Source organism: Kribbella qitaiheensis, assembly GCF_014217565.1.
In the GTDB taxonomy this organism is placed as follows: domain Bacteria; phylum Actinomycetota; class Actinomycetes; order Propionibacteriales; family Kribbellaceae; genus Kribbella; species Kribbella qitaiheensis_A.
Window position 1 is genome coordinate 7,946,656 of sequence record NZ_CP043661.1, and the last position, 21,234, is coordinate 7,967,889.

The window sequence follows — 21,234 nt, forward strand, 5'->3', positions numbered from 1 at the left end:
GGCGCCCGTACTACGGGCGCCGGCGCCACCCGGCCCCGCCACCTGACCTGGCGGGGCCGGCTTCCTCGCAGCCGGGCAGAATGGTCTCCCGTGAACGACTTCGAACCGGGCGAGGTAGTCGCCCCCAGCGACCCGCGGATCGTCCTCGAAGGGCAGTGGGCACAGCAGCCCGGGATCGCGATCACCGTCAACTCCGGCTCGCGGCTCAGCTTCTCCTTCGCCGGTGAGCGACTCCGACTGCTCTTCGACACCGACGGCCTGACCGTCGCCCCGCACCTGTGGATCTCGCTCGACGACCAGGAGCCGGAGCTCCACCTGATCGAGCAGCCGGTGATCGAGCTGACCGCCGAGACCGGCCGGCACACGGTCGAGGTCGTGGTGAAGGACGTCAACGAGTTCGTCAACCGCTGGACGCCGCCGTTCGACTGCGCGGTCGTCTTCGCCGGCCTGGTCCTGGACGTCAACAGCCGCCTGCGCCTGGTCGGTCGCCCGGCCGGTCCGCGACTGGAGTTCTACGGCGACTCCATCACCCAGGGCGTCCGTGCGCTCAGTGCCGATCCGGAATCCGCCGGCGCCGACGGCAGCAAGTCGTATGCCTATCTGACCGCTCGCGCGTTCGGCGCCACGGCGTACCAGGTCGGTTTCGGTCGCCAGGGCATCGCTCGCGCCGGCAACGGCGAGGTCCCGACCGGCCTCGATTCATTCGGCTGGAACTTCGCCGGCTCCCCGGCCGAGCGGGTCGAGCCGCCGCAGGTGGTCGTGCTCAACCTCGGCGTCAACGACGAAACGCTCACCGCCGAGCAGTACGGCGACTACCTCGCCCGCGTGCGATCGGCGTACGGGACCGCGAAGGTTGTTGCCCTCAGCCCCTTCAGCGGAAAGCACGCCGAGGCGATCGAGGCCGCGGTCAAGGCCGCCGACGACAACACCATCTATGTCGCCACCGACGGCTGGATCACGCCGGACGACTGCACCGACGGCCTGCACCCGTCCGCCGAGGGCCACGCCAAGATAGCCGACAAGCTGATCGAGGTCCTCAAGAACCACACAGAGCTAGCCGAGTAGGTCGCGGGGATCCGCGGCGCCGGTGCCTCGTAGTACCCAGTCGTTGAACTGCTCGCCGAACAGGTACCAGAGCCCGTCCGCTCCCAGTCGCAACTGCCGCCGGTCAGCGGTGACCTGATTCCCCTCGACAACCGCGTCCACCCCTAGCGACTCCCGCCCCTCGGCCAGCGCCTCAGGAGCTACTTCGACCGTCGACTCAGCGACGGCGAACCCACCCGCGCCGCCTTCTCGCCAGGCGATCGCCCAACTGGTCAACCGCCGAGCCGGTACGCCGGCCCGATGCGCGAGGTCCGCCAGCGCCGACGTCCCCAGCAACCCCGCCGCCCGGCGGGCCAGATCCTCGTCGCGCGTCAGCCCGAACCCGCCGTCCCCATCACCCGACGCGAGCTCCCACGCCCGCCGGGCCGCATCCGTCGCCAGCACCACCAGATCGTGCTTGTCGATCCCCGACTGCCGCGGCGGATCCAGCATCAACACAGCCGACGGAACTCCCGGTTGCGCCAACGGCTTCAGCGGCAAGGGCACCGGCCCAGGCACCTTCGCGAACGCAGCCTTCGCCAGTACGCCGACAGGCCGCTGTTTGAGCACCGCCTGCTCGCCACCCGTCGACCGGCGGGCCCGCAGCGCCGCCATCAACTCATCGCGCTTGCGCCCGCGCAGCAGCAACAACACGAACGGATCGTCATCGAGAGCATCCGCGATCAAGAAGCAGACGGCCGCCGAATGCTTGCAGGGAACGGCGAAATCCGGGCAATTGCAAGCAGTCTTCACCTCGCCCGCATCCGGCAACAGCTCCAGCCCGGCCGCTTGCGCGTCGTCCACAACCTCGGGCGGCAGTTCCCCGTCGAGCAACGCCGCGACCCGCCCGATCTGCGCGGACACCACGTCGAACACAGCCTCCCACTCGTCATCCGTGAACGCCCTGATCCGCACATTCACCTCGTACGGCGTGGTCCGGCTGCCCTGAACGGTCGCACTCACCACACCCGGATCCACGGTCAGCTCGAGCACGCTCCCGCGTCGCGCATACGACCGGCCGCGACTCAACCGGCCCGGATCCAGCCGCGCGCGATGCACCAGCGCGTCCACCCAGGCCTTGCCCCACCAGGTCGCCCCGAACGGCCGTCGACTGCCGGGACCCTTCGCGGCCGGGAGCCCGGCATTCTCCTCGGAGGAGCGGCGCCAGCCTTGCCACGGCGTACGGTCGCTCATGCCGTTTTCCCAACAGCAGAAGGGTTGTAGGCACTGGCGGCGCCAGACTTGGCCGGTGTCGTCGACAGCTCGACCAGCTCGGTGAGCTCGGTGTCGGACAGCTCGCTCAACCATGCCTCGCCCGATCCGACGACCGCGTCGGCGAGGTCGCGCTTGGCCGCGATGACCGTGGCGATGCGGTCCTCGAGCGTGTTCTCGGTGACGAGTCGGTGGACCTGGACCGGCCGGTCCTGCCCGATCCGGTAGGCACGGTCGGTCGCCTGGTCCTCGACGGCAGGGTTCCACCAGCGGTCGTAGTGCACGACGTGCGTCGCCTTGGTCAGGGTCAGCCCGACGCCACCCGCCTTCAACGACAACAGGAACACCGGCGCCTCACCGGCCTGGAACTGCTCGACCAACTGCTCACGCTTCCGCACGCCGATTCCGCCGTGCAGGAAGAGCGTCCGGACCTGCCGTGCTGCCAGGTGCGCTTCGATCAGGCGGCACATCTCGACGTACTGGCTGAAGATCAGCACCGACTCGCCCTCGGCCAGGATCACGTCGAGCAACTCGTCCAGCGCGGCGAGCTTGCCGGAGCGGCGGGGGAGCGGACCGGGCTCGTGCAGGAACTGCGCCGGGTGGTTGCAGACCTGCTTGAGTTGCGTGAGCAGGCTGAGCACGAGCCCACGCCTCGCGATCCCTTCGGCCTCCTCGATCTTGGCCAGGGTCTCCTTCGCGACGGCCTGATAGAGGGTGGCCTGCTCCGCTGTCAGCGGGACGATGACATCCTGCTCCGTCTTCGGCGGCAGCTCCGGCGCGATCCCGGGGTCGGTCTTCTTCCGGCGCAAAAGGAACGGCCGGGTGATCCGCGCGAGCCGGGCGGTCGCCTCCTCGTCGCGATACCGCTCAACCGGTACTGCGATGTCGTGGCGGAACCGGTCGAGCGTTCCGAGCAGACCCGGAGCGGCCCAGTCGAGGATCGACCACAACTCCGACAGCCGGTTCTCCACCGGCGTACCGGTCAGTGCCAGTCTGGTTGCTGCTGGCAATGTCCTGATGGCGCGAGCCGTTCTGGACAAGGGGTTCTTGGCATGCTGTGCCTCGTCGGCGACGGCCAGTCCCCAGAAGATCTCACCGAGCACCCGATGGTCCTGCCGAACGACCCCGTACGTCGTGAGCACCACTTCGTCGGCAGTCAGGTCGCTCAGGTTTCGCCCGCCGCCGTGATATCGCCGGGTCACCACGTCCGGCGCGAACTTCTGGAACTCCCGCTCCCAGGTGCCCAGCAGCGTGGACGGACAGACCACCAACGTCGGCCCGCGGCCGCGCTTGCTCAGCTGAAGATGCAGTGCGATCACCTGGATCGTCTTGCCCAGACCCATGTCGTCCGCGAGGCACCCGCCGAGCCCGAGGTCGGCCAGCTGCGCCATCCACGCGACGCCTCTCTTCTGGTAGTCGCGCAGTGTCGCCCGCAGCCCGATCGGCTGGTCCGCCTCGGTTGGCTCGCCTGCGGTCCGCAGCCGATCCACCATCGCGCGCAACGAGCCACCTGCGTCGAACGCGACCAGCTCACCGTCGACCTCGATCGTCCCCGTCAACGCCGCCCCGAGCGCCTCGGCGCCGGTCAGCTTCCGCGACCCACCACGCCGCAGCTTCCGCGCGAGATCCTGGTCGATCCGCACCCACCGGCCACGCATCCGGATCATCGGCCGCTTCGCCTCGGCCAACGCCGCGACCTCGGCCTCGGTCAGCTCTTGCCCGTCGAGCGTCGGCCGCCACTTGAACGCGAGCAGATCGTTGAGGCTGAAGTCCGGACCCGTCACGGCTCCGGGCGTTGGCGTGGCAACAGCACCTCGTACTGCGAGCTCGCCGGCGAACAACTCCGCCGGCCACAACACCTCGATCCCAGCACCGTCCAACGCCGCGCTGTCGCTGGCCAACTCGTCCAGCGCCTCGTCGTCGATCCCCACCGACTCCGGCGCGGCATCCTTCAACGCCGCGCCGAGGGGCGGCCAAACCCGCGCTCCACGCCGCAACGCCAGCAGGAGGTCGGTCTCGGCTCGTTCGCCAAGAGCAGCCAGCACGGCGGCCGGTGCGTTCCACACATCGGCCACATCCACGAGCAGGCTTGGATCGACACCGCTGCGAAGCTGCAGGACCGCCTTGAAGTCGTCGTCCTCCTCGGGCGGCTCAATACGCAGTACAAGTCGAGCGCCTGCCTCTTCGCTCAACGCCGTCTCGTCGAGCCACTCGGTGGGCCCTGCGATCGGCATCGGCTCCACGTCCGCGAACGGCCGCGCAGCTTCCCGTACTGCGACGCCTGCCGCCGGCGTACGGACCAAGGCATCCGCGAGCGCATCCCAGAACACCCGGACCAATTGCTCCGGATCGACCAACCGCAACGGCCTCGACCCTTCCACCGGTACTGCGTACGCCTCGGCCGGCATCGACGCCGCAAGATTCTTCAGCCAGCCACGATCGGCCGGATCCAACGGCCCGACCCGCCACGCGCCGATCCCGGTCGTCCCCTTGTCCGGCACCAGCCTGCCGCGGGCGACCAGGCCGATCCCGGCCAGCGCAGCCGACCGCCAGGCCCGATGGCTCGCCGAATCTGTGTCGCTCGCCGGTCGCGTCAGGAACTCGAGCGCCTCCCTCGCAGAGAGCAACTTCGCGGCGACCTTCACCCGTCTGGGCCCGCCCGCGCGCAGGTGAACCAGCTCCACCCTGCCATCGGCTTCGAACCCGACCGCGGCCAAATCCCCATGCACAGCCACCCGCCCCACCCGAGGCGGTTCCCCCGCAAGAAACACGAGCTCAACCACGCCCCGCACAGTACCCACCTCCACCGACATCCCGCTCACCTTCATCCACAGGCCCGCCCGCATCCACAGGCCCACCCGCATCCACAGGCCCGCCCGAAGCTCCCACCCCGCTCCACTAACCCCCTGTCCCGTCCCAGGGCGGACCGCCACGCCATCAATACCCGGCCTACCGGGCGCACTCTCGGCCGATTCTCCGCTCCCGCGCGTTCGGCACCCCGCGTCGCGCCCGACCACTGGTGGCCTGGCGGTCCGGCCGGCACTCACCAACCTCGCTTTTGCGGCGTGGGCGAAGGTCCGCCGCGCTCAGTACGCCACATCCGTACTGGTTGATGAGTGTTGGCGGTCCGTCCGGCTTGACCTGAACTTTGGTTGAGGTTGCAAGGTCGGGGGACTGACGATGAAACGAATGGAGTGAGGGATATGCGGGCAGCAGTGGTGACTGAGTTCGGTGGGCCTGAGGTGGTTCAGGTCCAGGAGTGGCCCGAGCCGGTGGCGGGAGAGGGACAGGCGCTGGTCGATGTTGAGCTGACCGACGTGATCTGGGTCGAGACGGCGATCCGGCGAGGGGCGTTCGGAGACCACTTCGACGTGTCACCGCCGTACGTGCCGGGGAGTTCGCTCGGCGGGCGAGTTCTGTCGGTCGGCGCGGGTGTCGACGAGGAGTGGATCGGCAAGACGGTCCTCGGCCGGGTCGACGGATTCGGCGCGCATGCCGAGCGGGTCGTAGTACAGGCTGATTCGCTGGTCGAGGTACCGGAGGAGCTGAACCTCGAGACAGCCGTAGCAGCGATCGGGGACGGCTTCACGGCCCTTCTCATTGAACATGCGGCGCCCGATCTGCAAGGCAAGGAGGTCCTCATCACCGCGGCGGCCGGCGGCATGGGCCTCCTGCTCATCCAGATCGCCCACCAGGCCGGAGCCCACGTCGTCGCGGCGGCTCGCGGTCAGGCGAAGCTCGACCTGGCCAAGGCGCAGGGAGCCGACGTGGTGATCGACTACACGACGCCGGGCTGGGAGAAATTGGTGCTGGACGCAACTCTCGGCGTCGACGTCGTGTTCGAAGGCGCTGGCGGCAAGCTCGGCGCGGCTGCGTTCAGCACGGTGAAGGACGGCGGCTGGTTCTCCGCGCACGGTGCGCCCAGCGGCGGCTTCGCGGAGTACGACCCGGCTGAGGCCGAGCTTCGCGGCATCACTGTGCGGGGGATCAAGGATGTGCAGGCCGACAGCCAGCAGGTGTCCAAGGGCGACGTGATCAAGCGCGTACTGGCCGGCGAACTGGTGCCCGTGATCGACCGCACCTTCGGGCTCGATCAGCTCGGCGACGCCCACCGTGCGATCGAGAACCGCGCCTTGCTGGGGAAGTCCCTGCTCAGGATCCGGTGATCGAACTCAGGATTCGCTGATCGAGTGGTCCGTGATGGCGGGCGGGCTCGGACGGGCAGTGACGATCTTGTTCCGGCCGGCCCGCTTCGCCGTCCTCAGGGCGTTGTCCGCGGCCAGAATCAGCTGGTCCATCGTGCCCGCGACGTCCGGATAGACCGCCGCCCCGAACGACGCCGGAATACCGGTGATGATCGCCGTCGCATCGACAGCGGTGTCCACCGAAACCGTCAGGGTGGTCAACCGTTCCCGGATCCGCTCGGCGACTTCCAGTACCTCGCCCTCGGACGCGCCCGGCAGCAGCACGGCCAGCTCGTCGCCGCCGACCCGCGCGACAAGGTCGCCTTCCCGTACTTCGGCCCGCACGCTCTCGCCGACCGCACGCAGCGCCCGGTCGCCGGCCGGATGACCGTAGGTGTCGTTGATCTCCTTGAACCGGTCCAGGTCGAGCATCAAGAGCCCGACCGTACTCCGGAGCGACTCGGCCCGCGCCAGCTCCACCGGCACGGCATGAGCCCAGTGCGACGGTGTTGCGAGGCCGGTCTTCGCATCTGTACCGGCGGCGCGCTGGAACTGTGGCAGCAGCAGATCGCGGTGCAGCGCGAGCACTGTCACCATCAGGATCGGAACCACCCACGGGTACGACGCCTGCAGGCCCGCCACGGCGACACCGAGCCCGAGCCCAGCCACCACGACGAGCTGCTCGGACAGGTCACCCAAAGCGTTGCGAGCCGACGTGTCCGGCGCGGCGAGCAGGATCGCAAGGACCACCAGGGCGAAGTTCACCATCCACCAACTGATCATCGCGGCTGCCACGAGAGTGAGCGTCCACAGGCCGCTCGGGACACGTGGTTCGGAGACCAGACCACCAGCACGCAGTACGGCGGCCCGCGGCCGCGCTCGCCAGGATGAAAGTGGACGCCGAGAAGAGCTTGCGGTGGGCGATCGTGCGGCCGTAGACGCGGATCCAGGAGTAGACGTACGAGACGGCGATCAGGGCGACGACCAGCGACAGCGGGAGCAACAGCAGGCCGGCGAAGACCCAGAGGCTCTTCAGGTTCGTGTACGGCGAGGTGTTGGCCGCCATCTCGCGGCGGCGCTCGATCCCACGGGCCGACTCCAGGTGCAGGATCGAGGCGACCGCGAGCACGGCGAAGGCAGCCCACTCGGTCGGCCGGACGCCGCCGGAGACGGTCGCTGCCACGGCCGTCGCGGTGATCGCGAAGGCCAGCACGTCCACACCGAGCACATAGCCCAGCGCCGGCGTCGGCAACGACCAGAGCTTCCAGCGGCGGGGTGGCACCCACCTGCTCCGACCGATCAGAATCATGTGGCCTCACACGGATAGACCTGAGCGGTTATTCAGGAATAGTAACCGTCCGTTCACGTGAGGTCATCCTGAGGCGCGGGTATTCCATCCCTCGGATGGAAACGAGAGGACCCGGCACCATGTCCACAATGAACACCGGCACGAGTGGTTCCACGGCGTCAACGGGCCGCCCACCAGCGGAAACGAGTGGTTCGCCGGCGTCAACGAATGGTGACCCCCGCTAAATCGCGAAATTCTTTACCTATATTTTACGAAGTCGGACCCACGGCATTTCCGGCGGCTTCGGAAGTCAATTCCGGAGGCCATTCCGGGGATTTGGGCCGGGCCCTGCCGGGCAAATGCGCAGGCATCTTGCGCGTTCGATCAAGGCGGTGGTTCGGATGAGAACCGTGAGCACGGTCCGTGCCTGTGCCTCTGCGGTCAGTAATCGCGGTGCGACTCGCTCTGCGAGTGGTCTGGACCAGCACCCCGATTAGTCTCACCCATTCAATGGTTTGCTCTCGGCGGATCAGTGCCATTTGGGGGTCCCGGTGCTTGTGTACTTGTTCGCCACCTCTACCCTGGAACTCTCTGGTACCGGGGTCTGGGCGGGGCGGCCCCGACCCCGGTACCAGACTCTTCTTCCCAGGCCCGCCACTTCCCGCATCGCGGAGTCGGCGGGCCGACGTGCATCTCCCGCTTGGCGGGTTGGCCGCGGACAGCTGTGGCTTCGCCGGTTGGCTCACCGGCAGACGGCTCCGGCCTCGCGGCTCGGTTGGCGCCGTTTGGCTCACCGGCTCCGGCCTCGCGGCTCGGCTCGTCGGCGTACGGAAACTGTCGGTGGCGGCCGGTAGCGTTCTTCTTGCCAGGGGCGGCTCCTGGACGTGCTTCCTTCTCCTTCACCAGGCATGTAGCGCGTCCGCTCTCCGCCCCTGGCAGCTCTGTCCAACCGGGGGAGGATTCGATGCCAGACGCGCTCGCCGCGGTGCTGCTGCGCCGCCGGAGGCTGGTCGATACCACTCGCCTCACCCCACCCGTACGCCGCTCCGCCTGGCAATGGCTGCGGCACCCGTTGACCACCCAGGCCGGACTGGTCGCGCTGCAGGGCGACCTGATCCAGCGCGGCTTCCTGCTGTCGGCCACGCTCTACCGGTACTGCGCAGGGCTCAGCCCGCTCGCGCTCACCGGCTTCGGCCAGACGCTCCTCGACCTGCTCGACACGGAGTCGGGCAAGAACGCCAGCCTCGTGCCACTGTTCCGCGGCTTCCCCGAGAGCGTCCCCGGCAACACGGAGACCTTCTACATCAACAGGGTCTTCGCGCGCCTGCTCCAAGAGCCACACCAGCCCTGCGTCCTCTGCGGCGAGGTGCGAACCGTCCACCTCGTCTCACCGTGCTCCCACCTCGTCTGCCGCACCTGCTGGGACGGCTCCGACTTCACCGCCTGCCCCATCTGCCTCCGCCCCCTGGACCCGCACGACCCCTTCCTCCACCCACCCCACGACGACCGCGCCACGCACTCGTCGCCTGGGGGAGTGAGTGCGGGCGCGCCAGGCGACTTGAGTGGTTCAGGGCCGTCGAGTGCGAGTGCGAGTGCGAGTGCGGGTGCGGGTGCGGGTGTGGCGGAGGAGGGCGGTGAGGCGCCCGGCGTACGGCTGCAGCTTCTTGCGCTGGCGCCGGAAGGTGCTGCGCGGAGTACTGCCGTTGAACTGCTCACGCGTCGTGCTCCGTTGTCGGTCGTGGATCGCGCCGACCTCACAACCCTGCTGATCGACCCCACCTGGCTGCCCGACGACATCCCCGTCCGCGAAACCCGCGCGGTCGCGTTGGCCGCGCTCGTCACCGACCATCCCGAGCTCCTCGACCAACTCGCCGAGACCGCCACCGACGTCCTGCGCCTCCTCTACGTCCTGATGGGCGGCGACCCCAGCCTCCGCACTCCGCCGGTACGCCGCCTTTCGGCTCCTCGCGTCACCCGCCGGACGATCCTGGCCCGCCTGAACCGCATCCCTTTCGAGAACCTCGTCGATGACCTGCATCGCCACCCCCGAGCCTGGAAGCGAATCGCCGAGAACCTCCACCCCTTCGAACACGCCACCACCTACCCCGCAGCGGCGCTCGCCTTCGCCATCCTCCGCCGCACCCCACTGTCCCCTCCGTCGGACCCAATCGCCGACGGAGGCCGGACGGGCGAGGTCTCCGGCTCAGGTGGTGCGGGTTTGGCCGTCGGGCGGGGTCCACGTTCAGGCGCCGCGGCCGCTGGTAAGCGTCGGTGGCTGGATTCCGATAGTCCGGCGGGGCGGGCCGTGTTCGATGAGGCGGTGAGGCATCCGCAGGTGCGGGTCGAGGACGGGCGTTTTGTCGTGAAGACCTTCGCCGGCAGGCTCGAAGGCGCCTTCGCCGACGGACGACCGGGCCATGCGCTGGACCTTCTCCGGGACCGTCCAGGGGAGTTGGTACGCCGACTCGTCCACCTGGCGCGGGCCTTGCCGGCCGATGCGCACGGCACGTTGGTCGATGCACTGACGACCGCGGTATCGGACGTTTCACCCGTCGTACTGACTGCCGCGCTCAGCCAAGTCCGCACGCCACCGGGTGACCTCAGACTGTTCTTCCCGCGAGGCGGAATCACGCGCGTCTGGACCGCCGTCGACGAACGCGAGCCGCTTCCCGCCGGGCTCGCCGCCGCGCTGTCCGGCGTACTGGTCGGTGAAATGTTGCGCAGGGCAACTGGTCTGCCGGCGATCCGGCGTACCTTCCTCGACGAGGAGCTGGTGCGGCTGGTCGCTCCTGGTTCGGAGCGGAGTTCGTCGTCGACGTTGCGGCGGATGACGCGGGGGAGCGTGCAGCCGATCCCCGATGACGAATTGCTCAGGCTCTTCCTGCATTGGGTCGAGCCGCCGGCGCAGCGGGTCGACCTCGATCTCGCCGTCGCGGTGTTCGACGACGAGTGGGCGTTCGTCGGGTTGTGCGATCCGACCCGGTTGCGGTTCGACCAGGACGCGATGGTGCACTCCGGCAACTTGACCGCGGCGCCCGGTCCGCGCGGCGCCACGGAGTACGTCGATCTGGATCTGCGAGCACTTCGCCGCATCGGCGCTCGGTACGTGCTGCCGGTCGTGTTCAGCTTCAACGGCGTGCCGTTCAACGCGCTCGAGCGCGGCTTCATCGGCTTGATGCGCGATCCGGCGGAGCTGTTCGATCCCGTCGCGGTCGAGGATCGGTTCGACCTGACCGGCTCGGCGAGGATGCTGCTGCCGTTCGGAATCGACCTGCGGAACCTGCAGCTGCGCTGGTACGACGTGAACCTCAGCGCCGCTGGCTACGGCAACAGCCTGGTTCGCAACGCCGGCCAGGTCGCCTTGATGGCGGCGACCTTGGAGGAAGTCCACGGCGCCGGCGATCGCGTCACTCTCTGGGAGGTTTGCTGCTGGCACGCAGCCGCCCGTACTACGGAGGTCGTGGTTCGCTGCGCCGACGGCTCCATCGTCGGATACCTCCGCGGCGAGTCAGAAGACGTCACCACCTTCGCCCGGCGCCTGACAGCCCGCCTGGAACCAGACCGCTACTGGGACCTGGACGCCGCCACCCGAGCCGACTTCGTCGCGGTCATCACCGGCGACGTCGACCCCAAATCCGGCGCCGACGTCTACGCCCTCCACCCACATCTCCTGGACCCCGGCAGCGTCCACCTGATCGACGCCCCCCACCTCCTGACCACCCTCACCCCCGACACCAGAGCCCGCCAATCCGTCCAGACCCCCGAGCCCAGATGACCACCGCGTCCCGAGCCTCAGCAGCAGATCGTCCGCGGGGCCGCTGAGTGCCGGCCGTTCGGGCGGAGTTTGACATTCGCGTTACGGACCGGCGGTTTTGACGGGCGTAGTTCCGGACAGCGGAGTACAAAGGAAGTGACGCGAAGGGAGCCACGATGACGTATGACGTGGTGGTACTCATCGAGCGCGAGATGAGTGAGGGCGACGCACGCCGCGTGGCCGCCCTGCATGCAAAGCGCGACGAAGTGGTGGACTACCACCTGCTCATCTCGAGCCATCCCACCGAGGGAATCGGCGGTCCGATGGCCCTGCTGGGGTCCAGTTTCGCCGATGTCACGGGAATGTCCGGCGCCAGTCCCGACCGTACGACGACCGCGACGGCGCTGGCGGACCCGCAGTTCGACCTGGCCTCGGTCATCGAACACAGTTCGCGAAGACTTCGCGGCCTGAACGACTGCCGGGTGAACGTCTCGATCACGCACGGCGAGGTCCTGCTCGGCCTGAAGACCCTGGTCGCCAGCACCAAGAGCGAGGAGGTCGTGGTGGTCGCGTGGCCCGAGACAGTCGCGCGCTTCCTCTGCTCCGACTGGCCCACGCAGGCCCGAAAAGCCCTCAACGTCCCCCGAATCCGCGTCATCGAACACATAACCTGACGCACTGCCGCAAATTTCGTCCGCTGGCGCACCCTATAGCCCGCCAGCGGAGGAAGGAACTGTGTTCGACTCGCTGTCCACAGGCGGCAGATTGTTCGTGCTGCGGGCGGCGAGTGGCGGCATGTTCTTGAGTATGAATGTGAATCTGGCCGCGAAGGCGGCGAACAGAGGCGGATGGTGCAGCCGGACGGACGCAATAGCCGCTGGATACACCGACGACGAACTCGGCAGGCGGGTCCGGCGGGGCGAGTGGATGCGGCTGTGGCACGGCGCCTATGCGGACCCAGGGCCTGACGACGCCTCGGGCACTGTCTGGGACCAGGCGATCCGGCGGCACGTTCTGGCCACGAAGGCGGTTTATCACCGGCTGGCGGGGCGGGCGGTCGTGAGTCACCAGTCGGCCGTCTTGCTGCACGGCATCGAGGTGTCCGACCTCGATCTCAGCCGGGTTCACTCACCAGGCTGTCCGGTACTGGCCGATCCGGCCGCTAGGTGTGTCTGCACGCTGCTCGCCCTCCCCATCGCACGTTCACAGCAACACTCCCGGGCCGGATGACGGGATCTTCGCCCGCTGACGCGCAATAAGCCTGTCATCGGCCGAACAATCCTCCACCGACCGAATTTCCGACCAGCGGCCGAACCAGCCGCCCGGGCGTTGGTCAGGCGTCGTCGATGAGCGCGCGGAGGTGCGGGCGTTCGTCCGAAGGGACATAAGTGGCGTAGTAGTCGTAGAGGTTCTGGCGGGCGATCCGGGCGGCGGCGTGGCCGTCGCCGGCGCGGATCGCCTCGACCACCTCCGTGTGATGCTGCAACGACTCGAGCATCAGCGCGCGACTGTTGGCGGCATGCGCGATCTTGTCCGCGATCAGACTCAGTACGACGCCGCGCACGACCTCGTTGCAGACCTGGATCAGCGAGTTCCGGCTGACCCGGGCGACCGCCTCGTGGAACGCCACGTCGGCCTCGCTGAACGCGTCGAAGTCCACCTCGATCGCCGCCCGCATCGCCACCAACGTCTGTTCCATCTCGGCCAGCTGCTCGTCGCTGCGCAACCGCGAGGCGAGCTGGATCGCGGCGCCGTCCATGATCATCCGGAACCCGATCAGCTCACCGAGACTCAACTCGTCGACCCTCGCGAGCCGAGTCATCTGCTTGCGCAGCGCGCCCAGTGAGTAGGGCAGGATCTCCGGCCCGTTCGGATCGCCCGGCCGCGACCGCACCACCCCGTTGCTCGCCAGCACCCGAAGCGCCTCCCGCACGGTGGACCGGCTGACCGCGAACTGGGTGACCAGCTCGCGCTCGCTCGGCAGCCGCTGACCCGGGGAGAGGTCGCCGCGCGCGAGCGCTTCCTCTATCTGCTCGACGATCCGCTCGTACGCCCGAACCGGCTGCACGGGCTGGAACTGCGCCTTCGCCATCCGCAATCACCTCGGTCGATCGCTTGACAGGTGCCTGAGTACGGACAAACCTAGTGCTCTATTACAACTTGGTCCACTGGTCCGACCAGTACGCCGTACGCCGGCCGACCGCGACTCGCGGACTCGGGCACGCGTTCGGCCGTACGCCGGGCCGCGGACCCGGCGAGCGTTCGGCGATGCGCCGGGCGGGCGACCGGGTTGGCAAGGCATGATCGGGCGGACGGAACAGACGGCGCACTGGAGGATTTCGCGTGAACACGTACCTCACTCGGGCGGTCGCGCTCGCCGGATCAGCCGCACTGCTGCTCGTCGCGGCGTGCTCCGCCGGCTCGGGCACTAGCACCGGAGGGTCCAGCGCAGGCGCGGAGCAGAAGCTCGCGATCGGCTTGGTCGCCGAGCCTGCCAGCCTCGACTTCACCACCACCGACGGTGCTGCGATTCCGCAGGCGCTGCTCACCAATGTGTACGAGGGCCTGGTGAAGCAGGACGAGTCGGGCAAGATCGTGGCTGACCTGGCGAAGTCGTGGACGGTGTCGCCGGATCGCAAGACCTACAAGTTCGAACTCGTCGACAACGCGAAGTTCACCAACGGTGCTGCCTTCACGGCCGCCGATGCGGTGTTCAGCATCAACCGCGTGAAGTCCGCGTGGACGACATCGCTCAAGGCCGCGATGGACGTAGTACAGGATGCCAAGGCGGTTTCGCCGACGCAGCTCGAAGTGACCTTGAGCAAGCCGAGCAACGACTGGCTGTTCCGGATGACCACCCGGATCGGCGCGATGTTCTCCCAGACCGGCATCGACAAGCTCGCCACCGACCCGGTCGGCACCGGTCCGTACAAGTTCGGCTCGTGGAAGCGCGGCGATTCGATCGTGCTGCAGCGCAACGATGCGTACTGGGGGACCAAGCCGTTCTTCAACCAGGTCACGCTGAAGTACTTCAAGGACCCGACCGCGCTGAACAACGCGCTGCTCACCGGCACGATCAACGTGATCGGCACGGTGCAGGCGCCCGAGGCGCTCAGCCAGTTCAGCGGCAACGCGAAGTACCAGGTCATCGAAGGGACGACGAACGGCGAGGTGCTGCTGTCGTTCAACAACTCGCGGCCGGTCTTCAAGGACACCCGCGTTCGGCAGGCGATCCGGTCGGCGATCGACCACAAGGCCTTGCTGGACACGTGTTTCGCCGGCCGCGGCAAGCTGATCGGCAGCATGGTGCCGCCGACCGACCCGTGGTACGAGGATCTCAGCCAGGTCGCGCCGTACGACGCCACGAAGGCGAAGGGTCTCCTGCAGGCCTCGGGTGCGGGCGGGACGACGCTGCGGCTCCGGCTGCCGACGTTGCCCTACGCAACCTCTTGCGGTCAGGTGGTGAAGAGCCAGCTGGAGCAGGTCGGGTTCAAGGTGCAGATCGACCAGCTCGAGTTCCCGGCCGCGTGGCTGACGTCGGTGTTCAAGAACGCGGACTACGACATGTCGATCATCTCGCACGTCGAGCCGCGGGATCTCGGTGCGGTGTTCAGCCCGAAGTACTACACCCGGTACGACGACCCGACGCTGCAGCAGGAACTGGCCGCGGCGGATGCGGGTGACGAGGCGACTCAGGTCACGGAGATGAAGAAGGCCGCGCGCAGGATCTCCGAACAGGCCGCCGCCGACTGGCTCTTCCTGCTGCCGAACCTGGTGGTCGCGGACAAGAACATCACCGGGCTGCCGGTCAACGCGATCGCCGAGTCCTTCGACCTGTCCAAACTGGCCCGGTCCTGACCTTCTCCGAGAGGTGAGCTGAGTCGATGGTCCTCCGCCTGATCGAGCGCACGGCCGTGCTCTTGGTCAGCCTTGCGGTGAGCTCGGTCCTGGTCTTCGGGTTCATGGCCGTGCTCCCGGGCGATCCGGCGCGGGTCGCGCTCGGGGTGAACGCGTCCGACGAGGCCGTCGCGCAGTTGCGGCAGCAATTCGGTTTGGACCGGCCGTTGGCCACGCAGTACTTCGACTGGCTGGGCGGCCTGCTGCACGCGGACTTCGGTACGTCGTACGTGTCGAAGGTTGCCATTGGCCCCCAAGTGTTCGATCGGTTGCAAGTGACGCTGTGGCTGGTGGTGGTCGGGATGATCGTCGCCCTGGTAGTCGCGGTTCCGGCCGGTACGGTGATGGCCGCGCGGCACCGCAAGATCTCTGGGTTAGCGCTCTCTGCGATCTCTCAACTCGGCGTCGCGGTGCCGGCGTTCCTCGCGGGAATCCTGCTGATCATGCTGTTCGCGGTGAAGCTCGGCTGGCTCCCGGCGAACGGCTGGACACCACCGGCCGAGAACCCCGGGATGTTCCTTCGCCAGTTGGTGTTGCCTGCGTTGTCTCTCGGGCTGGTCCAGGGCGCGGTGCTGACTCGTTACGTCCGGAGCGCGGTTCTCGACGTACTGCGAGAGGACTATCTCCGTACTGCGCGTGCTAAGGGTCTCCGGCCGTTTCCCGCACTCTGGCGGCACGGTCTGAGGAATGCGGCCGTTCCGGTGGCGACGGTTCTCGGTCTGCAACTCGCGACGCTGCTGATCGGGGCGGTCGTGGTCGAGCGAGTCTTCGTGATCCCGGGCCTCGGCAGCCTTCTCCTCGACGGGGTCTCGAACCGTGATCTGCTGTTGGTCCAGGACGTCGTGATGCTGCTAGTGGTCGCAGTATTGGTCGTCAACTTCCTCGTCGACCTCCTGTACGTCGCCCTCGACCCCCGACTTCGAGTAGGCCAACGATGAGCGGCGTTCGTAGTACGACGCGACGTCGACTGAACCCCAGCCTGGTCGTCGGTGGCTCCATCGTGCTCGTCATCGTCGTCATGGCGCTGGTGTCTTTCGTCTGGACTCCGTACGACGCGACGCTGGTGAACCCGGCGGTCCGATTGGCCAAGCCGTCCTGGTCGCACTGGTTCGGTACGGACAAGTTCGGCCGGGATCTGCTGAGCCAGATCATGGTCGGCTCCCGGACGACGCTGTTCGTCGGACTGGTCGCCGTCGGAGTAGCGGCCGTGATCGGCGTACCGCTGGGCATCCTCGCGGCCATGACCCGCCGCTGGTCAAGCGAACTGATCATGCGCGCGAACGACCTCCTGCTCGCGTTCCCCGCGTTGCTGCTGGCAATCATGTTCGGAGCGGTGTTCGGTGCCAGCACCTTGACGGCGATGGTTGCCATCGGCATCGCCACGGTCCCATCGTTCGCGCGGGTCATCCGCAGTGGCGCGCTACAGGTGATGCGCACCGAATACGTACTGGCCGCCCGCGCCGCCGGCCGCAAACCGTTCGCGATCGCCTTGCGCCATGTACTCCCGAACGTCAGCAGCCTGATCACGGTGCAAGCTTCGGTCTCATTCGCGATCGCCGTTCTCGCCGAGGCAGCGCTCTCTTTCCTCGGCTACGGCACCCCACCGCCCACGCCCTCGTGGGGCCGAATGCTCCAGGAAAGCCAGGAGTTCCTCTTCAGCGCCCCACGCCTCGCAATCTTCCCCGGCGTCGCCATCGCCATCGCTGTACTCGGCTTCAACCTCCTGGGCGACGGCCTCCGAGACCGCTTCGACCCCAAACTGGAGGACCGCCGATGAGCGAGTCGCGGACCGCGGGTCCGGCCGGTGCGGGTGCGACGAGACCGACCGACGCCCTACCAGTAAGCAGCGTTGACGATCGGAGCGACGTTGGTGCCGGCCGCGGAGACGGTGGCGAGCGGAGCGATGTACTGGCGGTGCGTGGGCTGACGGTGTCTGTGCGCGACAAGGTGCTCGTCGAGGACGTAGACCTGACGGTCGGGCCAGGGGAGCGGGTCGGGCTGATCGGAGAGTCGGGTTCCGGCAAGTCTCTGACCGCGCTCTCTATCCTCGGATTGCTGCCGGAAGACGTACACGCGCGTGGTTCCGTACGCCTATCCGGCGTCGACCACGACCTGATCGGCGCGGACGAGCGCCGCCTCTCTCGCATCCGTGGCCGCGATCTGGCCATGGTCTTCCAAGAACCGATGACCGCCCTGAACCCCACGATGCGAGTAGGCGACCAGATCGCCGAAGCTATGCTCATCCACGAAACCGTCCCCACCCGCCGCGCCGCCCGAACCGCCGCTACGGACCTCCTCACCCGCGTCCAACTCCCCGGCGTCGCCCGCGCCTACCCCCACCAACTCTCCGGCGGCCAACGCCAACGAGTAGTAGTCGCGATCGCCCTAGCCAACGACCCCGCCTTACTGATCTGCGACGAACCAACCACAGCCCTAGACGTCACAGTCCAAGCCCTGATCCTCGACCTAATCCTCCAAGGCGTCGCGGCCCGCGATTCAGCCCTCCTCTTCATCACCCACGACCTAGCCGTCGTCGCCACCATCTGCCAACGCGTCCTGGTCATGTACGGCGGCCGGGTAGTCGAATCCGGCCCAGTCTCCGAGGTCTTCACCACCCCCCGCCACCGCTACACCCAAGGCCTCCTAGCCGCCTCAGACCTGGACTCCGCCACCACCTCCACCCGCCTCCCCACCATCCCCGGCAACGTCCCACCCGCCGGCACCTTCCCCACCGGCTGCGTCTTCCGAACCCGCTGCCCCCACGCCACCGACGCTTGCACCACCACCCCACCGTGGACCGGCCTCCCCACCTCCGGCTACGCCTGCCACCACCCCGCCCCCACCACCCCAGCCCCCACCACCCCGGCCCAAGCCACGACGCCCCTCACCACCCCGGCTCCAGCCACGACGCCCCTCACCACCCCGGCTCCAGCCACGATGCCCCTCACCACCCCGGCTCCAGCCACGATGCCCCTCACCACCCCGGCTCCAGCCACGACGCCCCTCACCACCCCGGCTCCAGCCACGACGCCCCTCACCACCCCGGCTCCAGCCACGACGCCCCTCACCACCCCGGCTCCAGCGACGACGACCCCCGCCCCCGACACCCCCTCCGAGGCGAGGCCTGCCACAACGTCTTCGGCGGCGCCGCCAACGGTCACCGAAGACAATGTGCCCGCCGCCAGACCACCCAGCTCAACCACAGAAGAGAATTCAAGGGAGGTTTCTGATGGCTGAGCCAGTCATTCAGGTGACCGACCTCGTGCGCGACTACCCCCGGCCGCGTACGTCGCTCTTCCGCGCGTCCCCACCCGTCCACGCCCTCCGCGGCGTCAGCCTCGAAGTACAAGCAGGCGAACGCTTCGGCATCGTCGGCGAATCCGGCTGCGGCAAGTCCACCCTCCTCCGCATCATCGCCGCCCTCGACCGCGCCACCTCCGGCCAGGTAGTTGTCGAAGGCACCGACATCACCAACCTCCCGGAACGCCGCCTGCGCTTCCTCCGCGAGAACCTCCAGCTCGTGTTCCAAGACCCGATGAGCTCTCTCGACCCCCGCATGCGAGTGCGCGACATCATCGCCGAACCCCTCGTAGTACAAGGCCACCCAGCCTCAGGAGAGCGCGTTCGCGAGTTGCTCGAAGCAGTCGGCCTAGCCGCAGACGCAGGAGACCGCTACCCCCACCAATTCTCCGGCGGCCAACGCCAACGCATCTCCATCGCCCGCGCCCTGGCCCCACGCCCACGCATCCTGATCGCCGACGAACCAGTAAGCGCCCTCGACGTCTCAGTCCGAGCCCAGGTCCTCAACCTCATCTCCGACCTCGTCGACGAACTCAACCTCACCCTGGTCTTCGTCTCCCACGACCTCTCAGTCGTCAAACACGTCTGCGACCGCGTCGCCGTCATGAACGCCGGCGAAATCGTAGAAACCGGCCCCACCACCGACGTCTACTCAACCCCCACCCACCCCTACACCCGCCGCCTCGTCTCAGCCATCCCCACCCTCCAACGAGCCCTCTCCGGAGCCACGACCACCGACCTGGTCAAGGGAGTCACATGACCCCAACCCCAGCCCCTCGCGTCTCTCCGAACGACGCCGCACGTCCAGGTCGTCGCCAAGGGCGCCTAGATCACGAAGATCGCCCCGCCCGCGGCCGAACGCCCAGACTTCAGCGCGAGAGCCGCGAGCACGGCGAGCGCCGCGCGGACCGCGAGCGCCGCGCGGACCGGGGTACCGGCTGCGGTTCCCGGGGAGGAGCCCCGCACCAGTCGGGCGGCTCCACCGCGAACTCCGAGCGGACCGGCGTACCGGCTGCGGATCTCGAGGAGGGCGGACCGCATGAGTGACTTCCCCGCAGGTCTCCCGATCGGACCGACCTGGATCGACACCCCGAGCACCGAACCCGTCTACTTCCCGTACGACGGATCGCTCGTCGCCCAAGCCCCAGTCGGTACGACGGCCCTCGCTCGTCAAGCTCTCGACGTCGCGGTTGACCGGCGTGAACTAGTTGGGCGGCTGCCGTCCCACGTACGTCGAGCGGCTCTCCAGGGAGCGCTCTCCGCTGTTTCCGAGCGGCGGGCCGAGTTCGTCGATCTGCTTGTCCAAGAGACCGGCAAACCTCTGATCGACTGCCGGGTCGAGCTCGAACGAACCCTCCTCACACTCCAGACCTCAGCCGAGGAAGTCGCTCGCTTGCATGGCGAGACCGTTCCCCTCGACCTACTCCCCAGCGGCGACGGACTGCTCGGCTTCTGGGTCCGCAGGCCGATCGGCGTCGTCATCGGCATCACCGGCTTCAACTACCCTCTCCTGCTTGCCTCCCACAAGATCTCCCCGGCGTTGGCCGCCGGCTGCCCGATCATCGTCAAGCCCGCGCCGCAAACTCCGCTCGCCACCCTCTGGCTGGTACACCTCGTCCGCGAGGCACTCGTCGCGGCAGGCGGACCCGCCGAAGCCGTCCAGCTGGTAACCGGGGGAGCGGACGTCGGCTCCACCCTCACCACCGACCCCCGAATCGGCGCCGTCTCCTTCACCGGCTCAGCCGCCGTGGGCCACCAGATCGCCAAAGCCGCCGCCCCGACCAAGGTCCTCCTAGAGCTCGGCTCCAACTCAGCGCTCGTCGTCGCCGAGGACGCCGACCTCGACGCCGCCGCTGACGCCGTAGTACGAGGCGGCTACTACGCCTCCGGCCAAGCCTGCATCTCGGTCCAACGCGTCATCGCCGTCGACACGATCCGCGGCCAACTGGTCCAGAAGATTCAGCACCGACTGGATTCGGTCGTTGTAGGAGACCCACGCGACGAGCGCACCCGGGTCTCCGCCTTGATAGACCCCCGCTCCACCGAGCGCGTCCGCAGCTGGATCGACAACGCCTTGACCGCCGGCGCCACCCTCGCCTACCCACCCACCTCGACCACCGCGGCCACGTCGCCGTACGACGTACTGGGCCCAACAGTCCTGCTCGACGTGCCGTACGGCCAGTTGGCGTGGGATGAGGAGATCTTCGGTCCTGTCATCGCGATTCGTTCGGTGCCGGACATCGCGGCCGCGTTCCGGACGGTCAACGAGTCACGGTACGGGCTTCACGCGAGTGTGTTCACCGCGTCGCTGGAGACCGCGTTCGCCGCGATCGATCAGCTCGATGTCGGGGGAGTGGTCGTCAACGAGGTACCGGGTTTCCGCTCGGACGTGATGCCGTACGGCGGGGTGAAGGATTCCGGCACCGGTCGGGAAGGTCCGCGCTTCGCGATCGACGAGCTGACCACGACCCGGATGGCGATCATCCGCCCGTCCACGAAACCCGGGAGTTGAAGCG

The 21,234-nt window shown here is 68.1% G+C and carries 18 protein-coding genes; 12 read left to right on the top strand and 6 right to left on the bottom strand.

Features of this window, described 5'->3' with window-relative positions; genetic code table 11:
- Positions 1 to 90 precede the first annotated feature (90 nt).
- Positions 91 to 1,065 carry a GDSL-type esterase/lipase family protein gene (locus tag F1D05_RS37505; protein ID WP_246486290.1) on the top strand — a complete coding sequence of 325 codons (975 nt, stop codon included), beginning with the start codon at positions 91 to 93 and terminating at the stop codon, positions 1,063 to 1,065.
- Here the strand turns inward: F1D05_RS37505 and F1D05_RS37510 are convergent.
- Entirely contained in the window at positions 1,054 to 2,277 is a 1,224-nt protein-coding gene (locus tag F1D05_RS37510) for an SWIM zinc finger family protein (protein ID WP_185444951.1), read from the bottom strand. The genes F1D05_RS37505 and F1D05_RS37510 overlap by 12 nt on opposite strands.
- On the bottom strand, positions 2,274 to 5,030 hold the full coding sequence (locus F1D05_RS37515) for a DEAD/DEAH box helicase (protein ID WP_246486291.1): 2,757 nt from the start codon (positions 5,028 to 5,030) through the stop codon (positions 2,274 to 2,276). Before F1D05_RS37515 ends, F1D05_RS37510 begins: the two co-directional genes overlap by 4 nt.
- Positions 5,031 to 5,498: 468 nt before the next feature.
- On the opposite strand from F1D05_RS37515, the gene F1D05_RS37520 reads away from it, so the two are divergent.
- On the top strand, positions 5,499 to 6,461 hold the full coding sequence (locus F1D05_RS37520; RefSeq protein WP_185444953.1) for a zinc-binding dehydrogenase: 963 nt from the start codon (positions 5,499 to 5,501) through the stop codon (positions 6,459 to 6,461).
- Positions 6,462 to 6,467: 6 nt separating this feature from the next.
- On the opposite strand, the gene F1D05_RS41640 is transcribed toward F1D05_RS37520, so the two are convergent.
- Positions 6,468 to 7,247, bottom strand: a complete 780-nt coding sequence (locus F1D05_RS41640) for a GGDEF domain-containing protein (RefSeq protein ID WP_246486292.1) — start codon at positions 7,245 to 7,247, stop codon at positions 6,468 to 6,470.
- The gene (locus F1D05_RS41645) at positions 7,171 to 7,788 is read right to left on the bottom strand and encodes a hypothetical protein (RefSeq protein WP_246486293.1); all 618 of its coding nucleotides are present in this window, start codon (positions 7,786 to 7,788) and stop codon (positions 7,171 to 7,173) included. The genes F1D05_RS41640 and F1D05_RS41645 overlap by 77 nt, the downstream gene beginning before the upstream one ends.
- 943 nt (positions 7,789 to 8,731) lie before the next feature.
- On the opposite strand from F1D05_RS41645, the gene F1D05_RS41650 reads away from it, so the two are divergent.
- From F1D05_RS41650 to F1D05_RS37545, 3 genes are all read left to right on the top strand, one after another.
- Entirely contained in the window at positions 8,732 to 11,542 is a 2,811-nt protein-coding gene (locus tag F1D05_RS41650) for an MXAN_6230/SCO0854 family RING domain-containing protein (protein WP_246486294.1), read from the top strand.
- Between the two features lie 155 nt (positions 11,543 to 11,697).
- Positions 11,698 to 12,195: a hypothetical protein gene (locus tag F1D05_RS37540; RefSeq protein WP_185444954.1), complete on the top strand. Its 498-nt coding sequence runs from the start codon at positions 11,698 to 11,700 to the stop codon at positions 12,193 to 12,195.
- 61 nt (positions 12,196 to 12,256) lie between these two features.
- Positions 12,257 to 12,751, top strand: a complete 495-nt coding sequence (locus F1D05_RS37545) for a type IV toxin-antitoxin system AbiEi family antitoxin domain-containing protein (RefSeq protein WP_185444955.1) — start codon at positions 12,257 to 12,259, stop codon at positions 12,749 to 12,751.
- Between the two features lie 103 nt (positions 12,752 to 12,854).
- Here F1D05_RS37545 and F1D05_RS37550 read toward each other — a convergent pair whose 3' ends face one another.
- Positions 12,855 to 13,613 (bottom strand): FadR/GntR family transcriptional regulator, encoded by a 759-nt coding sequence (locus F1D05_RS37550; protein ID WP_185444956.1) that lies wholly within the window; start codon positions 13,611 to 13,613, stop codon positions 12,855 to 12,857.
- 53 nt (positions 13,614 to 13,666) lie between these two features.
- On the opposite strand from F1D05_RS37550, the gene F1D05_RS37555 reads away from it, so the two are divergent.
- From F1D05_RS37555 to F1D05_RS37580, 6 genes are read left to right on the top strand one after another with little or no spacing between them, the layout of a single operon-like run.
- Positions 13,667 to 13,825: a hypothetical protein gene (locus F1D05_RS37555; protein WP_185444957.1), complete on the top strand. Its 159-nt coding sequence runs from the start codon at positions 13,667 to 13,669 to the stop codon at positions 13,823 to 13,825.
- Between the two features lie 39 nt (positions 13,826 to 13,864).
- Complete coding sequence (locus F1D05_RS37560; RefSeq protein WP_185444958.1) at positions 13,865 to 15,379, top strand: ABC transporter substrate-binding protein; 1,515 nt, start codon at positions 13,865 to 13,867, stop codon at positions 15,377 to 15,379.
- A 26-nt stretch (positions 15,380 to 15,405) separates the two neighbouring features.
- Complete coding sequence (locus F1D05_RS37565; protein WP_185444959.1) at positions 15,406 to 16,356, top strand: ABC transporter permease; 951 nt, start codon at positions 15,406 to 15,408, stop codon at positions 16,354 to 16,356.
- Positions 16,353 to 17,195 carry an ABC transporter permease gene (locus tag F1D05_RS37570; protein ID WP_185444960.1) on the top strand — a complete coding sequence of 281 codons (843 nt, stop codon included), beginning with the start codon at positions 16,353 to 16,355 and terminating at the stop codon, positions 17,193 to 17,195. Before F1D05_RS37565 ends, F1D05_RS37570 begins: the two co-directional genes overlap by 4 nt.
- Positions 17,192 to 18,655, top strand: coding sequence for an ABC transporter ATP-binding protein (locus F1D05_RS37575; protein WP_246486295.1), 1,464 nt, complete (start codon positions 17,192 to 17,194; stop codon positions 18,653 to 18,655). The genes F1D05_RS37570 and F1D05_RS37575 overlap by 4 nt, the downstream gene beginning before the upstream one ends.
- Positions 18,648 to 19,478, top strand: a complete 831-nt coding sequence (locus tag F1D05_RS37580) for an ATP-binding cassette domain-containing protein (RefSeq protein ID WP_185444961.1) — start codon at positions 18,648 to 18,650, stop codon at positions 19,476 to 19,478. Before F1D05_RS37575 ends, F1D05_RS37580 begins: the two co-directional genes overlap by 8 nt.
- Positions 19,479 to 19,543: 65 nt before the next feature.
- On the opposite strand, the gene F1D05_RS37585 is transcribed toward F1D05_RS37580, so the two are convergent.
- The gene (locus tag F1D05_RS37585) at positions 19,544 to 19,759 is read right to left on the bottom strand and encodes a hypothetical protein (protein WP_185444962.1); all 216 of its coding nucleotides are present in this window, start codon (positions 19,757 to 19,759) and stop codon (positions 19,544 to 19,546) included.
- On the opposite strand from F1D05_RS37585, the gene F1D05_RS37590 reads away from it, so the two are divergent.
- Complete coding sequence (locus tag F1D05_RS37590; RefSeq protein WP_185444963.1) at positions 19,758 to 21,230, top strand: aldehyde dehydrogenase family protein; 1,473 nt, start codon at positions 19,758 to 19,760, stop codon at positions 21,228 to 21,230. The genes F1D05_RS37585 and F1D05_RS37590 overlap by 2 nt on opposite strands.
- Positions 21,231 to 21,234: the final 4 nt, after the last annotated feature.